Here is a 12979-nt window from a genome sequence, read left to right on the forward strand (position 1 = left end):
CTTTGGCTTTACTTGAAGATGTTGAACGGGGTCTGCATCCACGCGCCGATCACCACCAGCCACACCAGGGTGACCGGGATGAAGATCTTCCAGCCCAGGCGCATGATCTGGTCATAGCGGTAGCGCGGGAAGGTGGAGCGGATCCACAGGAACATGGTGACCATGAAGAAGGTCTTGAGGCCCAGCCAGATCCACCCCGGGATGAACGCGAGGAAGTCGAACGGGGGCAGCCAGCCGCCGAGGAACATGATGACGGCCAGGATGGAGACCAGCCACATGTTGGCGTACTCCGCCAGGAAGAACATGGCGAAGGACATGCCCGAGTACTCGATCATGTGGCCGGCGACGATCTCCGACTCGCCCTCCACCACGTCGAAGGGGTGGCGGTTGGTTTCGGCCAGGCCCGAGACGAAGTAGACGACGAAGATCGGCAGCAGCGGCAGCCAGTTCCACGACAGCAGGCTCACGCCGCGGTCGGCGAAGATGCCGCGGCCCTGCTGCAGCACGATGTCGGTCATGTTCAGCGAGCCGGCCACCATCAGCACCACCACCAGGCAGAAACCCATGGCGATTTCGTAGCTGACCATCTGGGCCGAAGCGCGCAGCGCGCCGAGGAAGGCGTACTTCGAGTTGGAGGCCCAGCCGGCGATGATCACGCCGTAGACCTCCAGCGAGGTGATCGCCATCAGGAACAGCAGGCCGGCGTTGACGTTGGCCAGCGCGGTCTCGGGACCGAAGGGAATCACGGCCCAGGCGGCCAGCGCCGGCATGATCGTCATGATCGGGCCGAGCAGGAACAGGCCCTTGTTGGCCACCGTCGGAATGATGATTTCCTTGGTGAGCAGCTTGAGCGCGTCGGCAATCGGCGTCAGCAGGCCGAAGGGGCCCACGCGGTTGGGACCGGGACGGATCTGCGTGAAGCCGATCGCCTTGCGCTCCCACAGCGTCAGGTAGGCCACCGCGCCCATCAGGGGCAGCACCACGCAGATGATCTTGATCAGCGTCCAGACCACCGGCCAGCCGGCCTGCGTCCACCAAGGCGCGGCGATCAGGCCGTTGCCGAAGCCGTAAATCGTGTCGATCATGCCGTGGCTCCCGTCGCCGCCAGCGCCGCGCGGGCGTCGGCCGTGAGTTGCAGCGAAGGCGCGCGGCGCACGATGCCATCGAGCTGGTAGATCGACGCGGTCACCGGGCTGGCGGAGGTGTCGCCTATCCAGGCGGCGGCCGTGCTCTTGTTGCCCAGCAGGTTGCCCTGCACCATCTCGTTCTTCGCGTCGTCGGCGCCGCGGGCGGCCACCAGGACTTCCTGCGCGGACTCGAATTCGAAGCCCGGCAGGCCCAGCAGGTTGCCCAGCACGCGCAGGACCTTCCAGCCCGGGCGGGTTTCGGCCAGCGGCTTGACCACGGCGTGGAAGCCCTGCACGCGGCCTTCGGCGTTGACGAAGGTGCCCGGCGTCTCGGTCCAGGGCGCGATGGGCAGCAGCACGTCGCTGATGTCCATGTTGGCCTTGAAGGGGCTCAGCGTGATGACCATGTCGGCCTGGCCCAGGGCCGCGGCGGCCCGGGCGCCGCCGGCGCAATCGAATTCGGGCTCGACGTTCAGCAGCAGCGCGGCCTTCAGGCCGCCGGCCGCCAGCATCTGGCCGGCGTTCAGGCCGCCCTGCCCCGGCAGCGCCTTCACCAGCTGCGCGCCGACGGTGTTGGCCGCTTCGGTCAGGTAGCCGACGGAGGCGCCGGTCTGTTCGGCGATCCAGTTGGCCAGCGACAGCAGCGACGATGCGTTCGGGTGGTGCGCGGCGGCGTTGCCCAGCAGGATCGCCTTGCGCTCGCCCGATTGCAGCGAGGCGGCGATCGCCTTGGCGCTCTCGGTGGCGTTGCCGTTCAGCGGCGCCTTGGTACCCTTGTCGTTGCCGATGGCGGTGGCCACGTCGGCCAGCGCCTGCATCCAGTGGCCGGCCGGCACGGTGACGCGCGAGGCGATGTTCATCGCCCAGTCGTCGTCGCGGTCGTGGATGACGGAGACCTTGGCGCCGGATCGGACAGCGCCCCGCAGGCGCAGGGCGAACAGCGGATGGTCCTTGCGGATGTTGGAGCCGACCACCAGCGCGCGCTGCAGCGTCGACAGCGAAGCGATGGAGGTGCCCAGCCAGCGGACGCCCTCACCGGTGGCGAACTCGGCGTTGCGCAGGCGGTAGTCGATGTTTTCGCTGCCCAGGCCGCGCACCAGCTGGCCGGCCAGGAACAGTTCTTCCACCGTGCTGTGCGGCGACACCAGCGCGCCGATGGCCTTGGCGCCGTGCTGGTCCTTCACCTGCTTCAGACCGTTGGCCACGTATTCGAGCGCGGTCTGCCAGTCGACCGTCTTCCACTCGCCGCCCTGCTTGAGCATGGGCGCGGTCAGGCGTTCCGACGTGTTGAGCGCTTCGTAGGAGAAGCGGTCGCGGTCGGCCAGCCAGCATTCATTGGTGGCGTCGTTCTCCAGCGGGAGCACGCGCATCACCTTGTTGTTCTTGACCTGGACGATCAGGTTGGCGCCGGTGGAGTCGTGCGGCGACACCGACTTGCGGCGCGACAGCTCCCAGGGCCGCGCGCTGTAGCGGAACGGCTTGCTGGTGAGCGCGCCGACCGGGCACAGGTCGATCATGTTGCCGGAGACTTCGGAGTCGACCGTGTCGCCCAGCACCGTGGTGATCTCGCTGTGCTCGCCGCGGTGGATCATGCCCAGCTCCATCACGCCGGCCACTTCCTGGCCGAAGCGCACGCAGCGGGTGCAGTGGATGCAGCGGCTCATCTCCTCCATGGAGATCAGCGGGCCGACGTCCTTGTGCAGGACGACGCGCTTTTCTTCCGCGTAGCGCGAGTTGGAGGCGCCGTAGCCGACGGCCAGGTCCTGCAGCTGGCATTCGCCGCCCTGGTCGCAGATCGGGCAGTCCAGCGGGTGGTTGATCAGCAGGAACTCCATCACCGACTGCTGCGCCTTGATGGCCTTCTCGCTGCGGGTGCGCACGATCATGCCGTTTGTGACGGGCGTGGCGCAGGCCGGCATCGGCTTGGGCGCCTTCTCCACGTCCACCAGGCACATGCGGCAGTTGGCCGCGATGGAAAGCTTCTTGTGGTAGCAGAAGTGCGGGATGTACGAGCCCGCCTTGTCGGCCGCATGCATGATCATGCTGCCTTCGGTCACCGAGACCTTCTGTCCGTCGAGATCGATCTCAATCATTGTGTGACGCGCTCCGCGCTCTGGATCTTCGCCTCGAATTCGTGGCGGAAATGCTTGATCATGGCCCGCACGGGCATCGCGGCGGCATCGCCCAGCGCGCAGATGGTGCGGCCCTGGATGTTGTCGGCCACCGAGTTCAGCAGGTCGATGTCGGCCGGGCGGCCGTGGCCGTTCTGGATGCGGTCGACCACGCGCCACAGCCAGCCCGTGCCTTCGCGGCAGGGCGTGCACTGGCCGCAGGACTCGTGCATGTAGAAGTACGAGAGGCGCAGCAGCGACTCCACCATGTCGCGCGTCTCGTCCATCACGATCACGGCGCCCGAGCCCAGCATGGAGCCGGCCTTGGCGATGGAGTCGTAGTCCATCGTGCAGTTCATCATGATGTCGGCCGGCAGCACCGGGGCCGAGGAGCCGCCGGGGATCACGGCCTTGAGCTTCTTGCCGCCACGCACGCCGCCGCACAGTTCCAGCAGCTTGCTGAAGGGCGTGCCCATCGGCACTTCGTAGTTGCCGGGCCGCTCGACGTCGCCGGACACCGAGAAGATCTTGGTGCCGCCGTTGTTCGGCTTGCCGCACTCGAGGTAGGCCTGGCCGCCGTTGCGGATGATCCAGGGCACCGCCGCGAAGGTCTCGGTGTTGTTGATGGTGGTCGGCTTGCCGTACACGCCGAAGCTGGCAGGGAACGGCGGCTTGAAGCGCGGCTGGCCCTTCTTGCCTTCGAGCGACTCCAGCAGCGCCGTCTCTTCGCCGCAGATATAGGCGCCGAAGCCGTGGAAGGCGTGCAGCTGGAAGTTGAAGCTCGAACCCAGGATCTTGTCGCCCAGGTAGCCCGCGGCGCGCGCCTCTTCCAGCGCTTCCTCGAAGCGTTCGTAGGTCTGGAAGATCTCGCCGTGGATGTAGTTGTAGCCGACGGTGATGCCCATCGCGTAGGCCGCGATGATCATGCCCTCGATGACGATGTGCGGGTTGAACTGCAGGATGTCGCGGTCCTTGCAGGTGCCCGGCTCGCCCTCGTCCGAATTGCACACCAGGTACTTCTGGCCCGGGAACTGGCGGGGCATGAAGCTCCACTTCAGGCCGGTCGGGAAGCCGGCGCCGCCGCGACCGCGCAGGGCGCTTTCCTTGACGGTGGCGATCACCTGGTCCTGGGTCAGGCCTTCGGACAGGATCTTGCGCAGCGCCTTGTAGCCGTCGCGCGCCTCGTAATCCTTCAGGCGCCAGTTGGTGCCGTCGAGGTCCTTGTAGATCTGCGGCTCGATGTGGCGGTCGTGGAAGCAGGTCTGGACGCCCGTGGCCTGGAACTGCGCCAGCACTTGTTGGGCGTTCATTGCGCGCCTTTCAGGCCGTCGACCAGCTGGTCCAGCTTGTCGTTGCTCATGAAGCTGCACATGGTGCGGTCGTTCACCAGCATCACCGGCGAATCGGCGCAGGCGCCCAGGCATTCGCTTTGCTGCAGCGTGAACAGGCCGTCCGGCGTGGTCTCGCCCATCGCGATGCCCAGCTTCTTCTCCAGGTGCTGCAGCGCCTTCTGGCCGTCGCGCAGCTGGCACGGCAGGTTGGTGCAGACGTTCAGCTTGTACTTGCCAACGGGACGCTGGTTGTACATGTTGTAGAAGGTCGTGACTTCGTGGACGGCGATGGGCGCCATGCCGAGGTAGTCGGCGATCTCCTGCTCGCTTTCGCGGCTCACGTAGCCCTGCTCCTGCTGGACGATCGCCAGGCAGGCCATCACGGCCGACTGCCGCATCTCGTAGGGGTACTTGGCGACTTCCTTGGCGAAGCGCGCCCGGGTCGAATCAGTGATCATCGATCGATCTCTCCAAACACGATGTCCATCGTGCCGATGATGGCGACGGCGTCCGCGATCATGTGGCCGCGGCCCATCTCGTCGAGGGCGGCCAGGTGCGGGAAGCCGGGGGCGCGGATCTTCAGGCGGTACGGCTTGTTGGCGCCGTCGCTCACGATGTAGATGCCGAACTCGCCCTTGGGGTGTTCCACCGCGGCGTAGCTCTCGCCTTCGGGAACGCGCATGCCTTCGGAGAAGAGCTTGAAGTGGTGGATCAGCTCCTCCATGTTGCTCTTCATGCTCTCGCGGCTGGGCGGGGCGACCTTATGGTTGTCGGTGATCACCGGGCCCGGGTTCACGCGCAGCCAGTCGACGCACTGCTTGATGATGCGGTTGGACTGGCGCAGTTCTTCCACGCGCACGAGGTAGCGGTCGTAGCAGTCGCCGGTCTTGCCGATCGGGATGTCGAAGTCCATCTTGTCGTAGACCTCGTAGGGCTGCGTCTTGCGCAGGTCCCACAGCACGCCGGAGCCGCGCAGCATGGCGCCGGTGAAGCCCATGTTGAGGGCGCGTTCGGGGGTGACCACGCCGATGCCGACGGTGCGCTGCTTCCAGATCCGGTTGTCGGTGAGCAGCGTCTCGTACTCGTCGACGTAGTGCGGGAAGCGCTTGGTGAAGTCGTCGATGAAGTCCAGCAGCGAGCCCTGGCGGTTCTCGTTCAGCTGGTCGATCGAGCGCTGGTTGCGCACCTTGCTGGCCTTGTACTGCGGCATCGCGTCCGGCAGGTCGCGGTAGACGCCGCCCGGGCGGAAGTAGGCCGCGTGCATGCGCGCGCCCGACACCGCTTCGTACATGTCGAACAGGTCTTCCCGCTCGCGGAAGCAGTAGATCAGCATGTTCATCGCGCCGCAGTCGAGGCCGTGCGCGCCCAGCCACAGCAGGTGGTTCAGCAGGCGGGTGATCTCGGAGAACATCACGCGGATGTACTGCGCGCGGATCGGCACCTCGATGCCCAGCAGCTTCTCGATGGCCAGGCAGTAGGCGTGCTCGTTGGACATCATCGACACGTAGTCGAGGCGGTCCATGTAGGGCAGCGACTGGATGTAGGTGCGCGTCTCGGCCAGCTTCTCGGTGGCGCGGTGCAGCAGGCCGATGTGCGGGTCGGCGCGCTGGATCACTTCGCCGTCGAGCTCCAGCACCAGCCGCAGCACACCGTGCGCGGCCGGGTGCTGCGGGCCGAAGTTGAGGGTGTAGTTCTTGATCTCTGCCATTTATTGCAGCCCGCCGTACTTGTCTTCGCGGATGATCCGCGGCGTGATCTCGCGCGGCTCGATCGAGACCGGCTGGTAGATCACGCGGCCGCGCTCGGGGTCGTAGCGCATCTCGACGTGGCCGGACACCGGGAAGTCCTTGCGGAAAGGGTGGCCGATGAAGCCGTAGTCGGTGAGGATGCGGCGCAGGTCGGCGTGGCCTTCGAAGACGATGCCGTACAGGTCGAAGGCTTCGCGCTCGAACCAGTTGGCCGAGCCCCACAGGCCCGTGAGCGAGTCCACCACCGGCAGGTCGTCGTCGGGCGCGAACACGCGCAGGCGCACCCGCTGGTTCAGCGAGACCGACAGCAGGTGCGAGGTGACGGCGTAGCGCAGGCCGTCGTAGTCGCCCATCTTGTATTCGGAATAGTCGACGCCGCAGACGTCCATCAGCTGCTCGAACTGGCAGCCCGGCGCGTCCTTCAGGATGCGCGCGGCTTCCAGGTAGTTGGCGGCGGTGACGATGACGGTGACTTCGCCCAGGGCCAGCGAGATGTTCTTCGCCTTGTCGCCCAGCGCCGCGGCGACGGCGGCCAGCGTGGTTTCGGGCGCGGTGGAAACGACGGTGTTGGTCATGCGCGGGCGATGGTCTGGGTGCGGCGGATCTTCTGCTGCAGCTGGATGATTCCGTACAGCAGCGCCTCGGCCGTCGGCGGGCAGCCCGGCACGTACACGTCGACCGGCACGATGCGGTCGCAGCCGCGCACCACCGAGTAGCTGTAGTGGTAGTAGCCGCCGCCGTTGGCGCAGGTGCCCATGGAGAGCACCCAGCGCGGCTCGGCCATCTGGTCGTACACCTTGCGCAGCGCCGGCGCCATCTTGTTGCACAGCGTGCCGGCCACGATCATCAGGTCGGACTGGCGCGGGCTCGGGCGGAACAGCATGCCGAAGCGGTCGATGTCGTAGCGGGCCGCGCCCGCATGCATCATCTCCACCGCGCAGCAGGCCAGGCCGAAGGTCATGGGCCACAGCGAGCCGGTCTTGGCCCAGTTGATGACCGAGTCCACGGTCGTCGTGACGACACCTTTTTCAAGCATGCCTTGGTTTGCCATCAGGTACTTTCCAGAGAAGCGAAGGTGCAGGCGCCGCGGGTCACTCCCAGTCCAGCGCGCCCTTCTTCCATTCGTAGACGAAGCCCACCACCAGGATGGCCAGGAAGATCATCATGGCCCAGAAGCCGATCGCGCCGATTTCCTTGAGCGCGACGGCCCACGGGAAGAGGAAGGCGATCTCGAGGTCGAACAGGATGAAGAGGATGGCCACGAGGTAGTAGCGCACGTCGAACTTCATCCGCGCGTCCTCGAAGGCCTCGAAGCCGCATTCGTAGGGGGAGTTCTTGGCGGCATCGGGCTTGTGCACGCCGATGCCCATGGAGATCAGGCGGCCCAGGACCTGGGGGGCGACGCCGACGCCGACGCCGACGAGGATGAACAGGAGGACAGGGAGGTACTGGTCGAGGTTCATCAGGGCGCCGTTGGACTTTGTGTGCCTGCCGGTGCAGTGCCCCGCAGGCTATTTGTGTCTGGTGCCGTCGGCGAGACTCGAACTCGCACAGCTTTCGCCACTACCCCCTCAAGATAGCGTGTCTACCAATTTCACCACGACGGCAATCGTGCACGCGCCCGGAAACGCTTGAGGACCTGCACTCCCGCAAGAGGGGAATGCGCGCCTTTCCGGACAACCGTGGATTCTACTCCGAAGCCGAGCCCTTACTGCCGCGCAGCAAAGGCCGTCAGGTTTTTAACTCTAAAAATTGCCTACGGCAATTTTTAGAGTTGCCCGATCAGTGTGAAGAGGACCGGCAAAGCCGGATCCTCTTCACAAGTGGGACCGCGCTGCATGATATTCCGCGCGGTCCTCGAAACGTCCCAGGTGTTCATTCTGCGCAGCGGCACGCAGACCGGACGGAGCATCGCGCAGGCCGGTCTCCCTTGTGGAGGAGATCCGGCTTTGCCGGTCTCCTCCACACTGATCAGGACACTGAAAAATCCGCCTTGGCGGATTTTTCAGTGAATGACTTATTTGGTCGGAATCTGCGCTGCGCCGGAAGCGGCGGGCGCGGCCGGCACCGCCGCGGCGGGCGCCGCGGGAGCCGACGTGGACGGCACGCCGGTGGGGCCGGCCGGGATCTGGCCGGCGCCGCTGGCGGCAGCCGATGCGGGCACGGCCGGCGCGGGCGCGGTGCGCTCGAGCACGGAGCCGCCGGTGGCGGCGGCCGGGGCCACGCTGTGGCTGAAGTAGGCGAGCAGCAGTGTGCAGGCGAAGAACACCGCGGCCAGGATGGCGGTGGTGCGCGACAGGAAGTTGGCGCTGCCGGTGGCGCCGAACAGGCTGCCGGACGCGCCGCTGCCGAAGGCCGCGCCCATGTCCGCGCCCTTGCCGTGCTGCAGCAGGATGAGGCCGATCATGCCGATGGCCGTCAGCATCTGGACGGCGAGCACGATGGTCGTGATGGCTTGCATTGAGAGAACTCCTAGTTTTGTTCTGGCCGCTCAGGCGCGCTGGGCGCAGGCGGCGGTGATGATCTGCAGGAAATCGGCGATCTTGAGCGAAGCGCCGCCCACGAGCCCGCCGTCGATGTCGGGTTGCGCCAGCAGGCTGGCCGCGTTGGCGGCGCTCATGCTGCCGCCGTAGAGGATGTGCACGCGCTCGGCGTGGCCGGTGGCCGCGGACAGCTGCTTGCGCAGCAGCGCATGCACGGCCTGCGCCTGCTCCGGCGTCGCGGTCTTGCCGGTGCCTATCGCCCAGACGGGCTCGTAGGCAACGACGATCTCGCTGATGCAGTGGCCGTTGACGTGGATCACGGCGGCCATCTGGCGCTTGACCACTTCCTCGGTCTGCCCGGCTTCGCGCTCGGCCAGCGTCTCGCCGACGCAGACGATCGGCGTGATGCCGTGCGCCAGCGCCGCCTTGGCCTTCTCGGCCACCAGCGCATCGGTTTCCCCGTGGTACTGGCGGCGCTCCGAGTGGCCGACGATGGCGTAGCGCACGCCGAACTCGCGCAGCATGTCGGCCGAGACTTCGCCGGTGTAGGCGCCGCTGGCGTGGCAGGACACGTCCTGCGCGCCGAGCTCGAGCTTCGAACCGGATTTGAGCATCTGGACCTGGGCCAGGTAAGGCGAAGGCACGCAGACCGCCACCTCGCAGTCCACGTCCTTCACGCCGGCGACCAGCGAACGCACCAGGGCGTCGTTGGACTCCAGGCTGCCGTTCATCTTCCAGTTGCCGGCAATCAGCTTCTTCTTGGGAGAGGTCATGTTCACCAGGTCAGCACGATCTTGCCGACGTGCTGGTTCGATTCCATCAACGTGTGCGCCTTGCTCGCTTCAGCGGCGGCAAAGGTGCTGTGGATGACGGGATTGATCTTCTTCGCTTCGATCAGCGGCCAGACGTTCTTCTTCAGCGCGGCGGCGATGGCGGCCTTGAAGGCCACCGGCCGCGGCCGCAGCGTCGAGCCGGTCACGGTGATGCGACGGCGCAGCACCAGGCCCGCGTTGAACTCGCTCTTGGTGCCGCCCTGCACCGCGATGATCACGATGCGGCCGTCCTCGGCGACGCACTTGACCTCGCGGTCGACGTAGCTGCCGGCGACCATGTCGAGGATCACGTCCACGCCCTTGCCGCCGGTGTGCTGCTTGACCTCTTCGGCGAAGTCCTGCGTCTTGTAGTTGAACGCCTGGTCGGCGCCCAGCTCGATGCAGGCCATGCACTTGGCATCGCTGCCGGCCGTGGCCATCACCATCCCGGCACCCATGGCCTTGGCCAGCTGGATGGCAGTGACGCCGATGCCGCTGGTGCCGCCCTGGACCAGGAAGCTCTCGCCCGGCTGCAGGCGGCCGCGGTCGAAGACGTTGCTCCAGACCGTGAAGAAGGTTTCCGGCAGCGAAGCCGCCTCGGTGTCGCTCAGGCCTTGCGGCACCGGCAGGCACTGGCCCACGGGCGCCACGCACAGCTCGGCATAACCGCCGCCGGCCACCAGCGCGCAGACCCGGTCGCCCGCCTTGAAGCCGGCGGCCGCCATCGCCTGGGCGTCGCCGCCCACGATGGTGCCCGCCACTTCCAGGCCGGGGATGTCGGACGCGCCCGGCGGCACCGGGTAGTTGCCGGTGCGCTGCAGCACGTCGGGCCGGTTCACGCCGCTGGCCGCGACGCGGATCAGCACCTCGCCGGCGCCCGCGACGGGGTCGGGGCGTTCGGCCAGGCGCAGGACTTCCGGCGCGCCGTATTGGGCGATCTCGATGGCTTTCATGCCGGCGGCCCCAGGCTTACTGTTGCGGCTCGTTGTTGTTGCCGCCGTTGCCGCCGTCCTGCACGGGAGCGGACTCACGCGGCTCGCGCTGCTCGCGCGAATCGCGGTACTCGCGCTGCTCGCGCGGGGGACGGTCGCCACGGTCACCACGGTCGCCGCGATCGCCACGGTCGCCGCGGTATTCGCCGCGCGGGGGACGGTCGCCGCGGGGTTCGCGCGGCTCGCGCTCGGGCATGCCTTCCGGACGCTCGGTCAGCGCCTTCATGGACAGCTTGACGCGGCCCTTCTCGTCGGTCTCCAGCACCTTGACCTTGACGACCTGGCCTTCGGACAGGTAGTCGGTGACCTTCTCCACGCGCTCGTGGGCGATCTGGCTGATGTGCAGCAGGCCGTCCTTGCCGGGCAGCAGGTTGACCAGCGCGCCGAAGTCCAGGATCTTGGTGATCGGGCCTTCGTAGACCTTGCCGATTTCGACCTCGGCGGTGATCTGCTCGATGCGCTTCTTGGCCTCGTCGGCCTTGGCGGCGTCGGTGGCGGCGATGGTGATGGTGCCGTCTTCCTCGATGTTGATCTGGCAGCCGGTCTCCTCGGTCAGCGCGCGGATGACGGCGCCGCCCTTGCCGATCACGTCCCGGATCTTTTCCGGGTTGATCTTCATCGTGTACAGCTTGGGCGCGAAGGTGGAGATCTCCGTGTTCGCCTCGCTCATGTTCTCCTGCATCTTGCCCAGGATGTGCATGCGCGCTTCCTTGGCCTGCGCCAGGGCGACCTGCATGATCTCCTTGGTGATGCCCTGGATCTTGATGTCCATCTGCAGCGCGGTGATGCCGTTGGTGGTGCCGGCCACCTTGAAGTCCATGTCGCCGAGGTGGTCCTCGTCGCCCAGGATGTCGGTCAGCACCGCGAAGCGGTTGCCTTCCTTGATCAGGCCCATGGCGATGCCGGCCACGTGGGCCTTCAGCGGCACGCCGGCGTCCATCATCGACAGGCAGCCGCCGCAGACGGAGGCCATCGAGGAGGAGCCGTTGGACTCGGTGATTTCCGAGACCACGCGGATTGCGTAAGGGAAGTCTTCCTTGGTCGGCAGCACGGCGATGAGCGCGCGCTTGGCCAGGCGGCCGTGGCCCACTTCGCGGCGCTTGGTGGAGCCCATGCGGCCCACTTCGCCGGTGGCGAAGGGGGGCATGTTGTAGTGGAACATGAAGCGGTCTTCGTACTCGCCCATCAGCGCGTCGATGCGCTGCGCGTCCCGGTCGGTGCCCAGCGTGGTGATCACCAGCGCCTGGGTCTCGCCACGCGTGAACAGCGCGGAGCCGTGGGTGCGCGGCAGCACACCGTGGCGGATCTCGATGGGGCGCACGGTGCGGGTGTCGCGGCCGTCGATGCGGGGCTCGCCCTGCAGGATCTGGTCGCGCACGATCTTCGCTTCGATGGCGAACAGCAGGTCGCCCAGCTTGCCGGCGTCGAACTCGGTGCCTTCGGCCTTCAACGCCTCGACGATGGAAGCGTTGGCTTCGCGCAGGGCCTGCGTGCGGGCCTGCTTGCTGCGAATCTGGTAGGCGGCGCGCAGCTTGGCTTCGGCGACGGCGTTGACGCGGGCGATGAACGCCTCGTCCTTGGCCGGCGGCTGCCAGTCCCACACCGGCTTGCCGGCTTCGCGCACCAGTTCGTGGATGACGTTGATGGCGATCTTGGCCTGGTCATGGCCGAACACCACGGCGCCCAGCATCACTTCTTCCGACAGCTGCTTGGCTTCGGATTCCACCATCAGCACGGCGGCTTCGGTGCCGGCGACCACCAGGTCCAGCTGCGAGTCCTTGCGCTGGGTCTGGCCCGGGTTCAGGACGTATTCGCCGTTGATGTAGCCCACGCGCGCGGCGCCGATCGGGCCGGCGAAGGGAATGCCGGAGATCGCCAGGGCGGCGCTGCAGCCGATCATGGCGGCGATGTCGGGATCGACTTCGGGGTTGAGAGACACGGTGTGCACGACGACGTGCACTTCGTTCAGGAAGCCTTCGGGGAACAGCGGGCGGATCGGGCGGTCGATCAGGCGGCTGGTGAGGGTCTCCAGCTCGGAGGGCTTGGCTTCACGCTTGAAGAACGAGCCGGGGATCTTGCCGGCGGCGTAGGTCTTCTCGATGTAGTCGACGGTCAGCGGGAAGAAGTCCTGGCCCGGCTTGGCGCTCTTGGAGGCGGCGACGGTGCAGAGCACCACGGTGCCCTCGATGTCGACGACCACGGCGCCGGAGGCCTGGCGGGCGATCTCGCCGGTTTCCAGCGTGACGGAGTGCTGGCCCCACTGGAACGTCTTGGTGACCTTGTTGAAAATGCTCATGGCGTGTCCTTTTCTTCTCTGTGTTGTCGGGGCTTCTGGGGCCGAACACGATGCCATTCCTGAGGGGCTAGCCCTAACC

12 protein-coding genes and 1 tRNA gene are annotated in these 12979 nt (G+C 66.7%); all 13 read right to left on the bottom strand.

The annotated features are described in order from the left end of the window. Positions 1-8 precede the first annotated feature (8 nt). Positions 9-1085, bottom strand: coding sequence for an NADH-quinone oxidoreductase subunit NuoH (nuoH, locus tag LZ009_RS14505; RefSeq protein ID WP_275698661.1), 1077 nt, complete (start codon positions 1083-1085; stop codon positions 9-11). Then, positions 1082-3220, bottom strand: a complete 2139-nt coding sequence (nuoG, locus tag LZ009_RS14510; RefSeq protein ID WP_275698662.1) for an NADH-quinone oxidoreductase subunit NuoG — start codon at positions 3218-3220, stop codon at positions 1082-1084. The genes nuoH and nuoG overlap by 4 nt, the downstream gene beginning before the upstream one ends. Beyond that, positions 3217-4548, bottom strand: coding sequence for an NADH-quinone oxidoreductase subunit NuoF (gene nuoF / locus LZ009_RS14515; RefSeq protein ID WP_275698663.1), 1332 nt, complete (start codon positions 4546-4548; stop codon positions 3217-3219). The genes nuoG and nuoF overlap by 4 nt, the downstream gene beginning before the upstream one ends. Then, entirely contained in the window at positions 4545-5027 is a 483-nt protein-coding gene (nuoE, locus tag LZ009_RS14520) for an NADH-quinone oxidoreductase subunit NuoE (protein ID WP_275698664.1), read from the bottom strand. Before nuoE ends, nuoF begins: the two co-directional genes overlap by 4 nt. Beyond that, positions 5024-6277 (bottom strand): NADH-quinone oxidoreductase subunit D, encoded by a 1254-nt coding sequence (locus LZ009_RS14525; protein WP_275698665.1) that lies wholly within the window; start codon positions 6275-6277, stop codon positions 5024-5026. Before LZ009_RS14525 ends, nuoE begins: the two co-directional genes overlap by 4 nt. After that, entirely contained in the window at positions 6278-6892 is a 615-nt protein-coding gene (locus LZ009_RS14530) for an NADH-quinone oxidoreductase subunit C (RefSeq protein WP_275698666.1), read from the bottom strand. Further along, positions 6889-7368: a NuoB/complex I 20 kDa subunit family protein gene (locus LZ009_RS14535; protein ID WP_275698667.1), complete on the bottom strand. Its 480-nt coding sequence runs from the start codon at positions 7366-7368 to the stop codon at positions 6889-6891. Before LZ009_RS14535 ends, LZ009_RS14530 begins: the two co-directional genes overlap by 4 nt. Before the next feature lie 40 nt (positions 7369-7408). Continuing rightward, entirely contained in the window at positions 7409-7780 is a 372-nt protein-coding gene (locus LZ009_RS14540) for an NADH-quinone oxidoreductase subunit A (protein ID WP_275698668.1), read from the bottom strand. Between the two features lie 59 nt (positions 7781-7839). Next, positions 7840-7924, bottom strand: a tRNA-Leu gene (locus LZ009_RS14545). A gap of 410 nt (positions 7925-8334) precedes the next feature. Beyond that, positions 8335-8778 (bottom strand): preprotein translocase subunit SecG, encoded by a 444-nt coding sequence (gene secG, locus LZ009_RS14550; RefSeq protein WP_275698669.1) that lies wholly within the window; start codon positions 8776-8778, stop codon positions 8335-8337. Positions 8779-8808: 30 nt separating this feature from the next. After that, a complete protein-coding gene (gene tpiA, locus LZ009_RS14555; protein WP_275698670.1) occupies positions 8809-9573 on the bottom strand; it encodes a triose-phosphate isomerase in 765 nt (254 codons plus the stop codon). A 2-nt stretch (positions 9574-9575) separates the two neighbouring features. Then, the gene (locus tag LZ009_RS14560; protein WP_275698671.1) at positions 9576-10565 is read right to left on the bottom strand and encodes an NAD(P)H-quinone oxidoreductase; all 990 of its coding nucleotides are present in this window, start codon (positions 10563-10565) and stop codon (positions 9576-9578) included. A gap of 16 nt (positions 10566-10581) precedes the next feature. Then, on the bottom strand, positions 10582-12900 hold the full coding sequence (gene pnp, locus LZ009_RS14565) for a polyribonucleotide nucleotidyltransferase (protein ID WP_275698672.1): 2319 nt from the start codon (positions 12898-12900) through the stop codon (positions 10582-10584). Positions 12901-12979 lie beyond the last annotated feature (79 nt).

The sequence above is a fragment of the Ramlibacter paludis genome, from assembly GCF_022012305.1.
Classification (GTDB): Bacteria; Pseudomonadota; Gammaproteobacteria; order Burkholderiales; family Burkholderiaceae_C; genus Ramlibacter; species Ramlibacter paludis.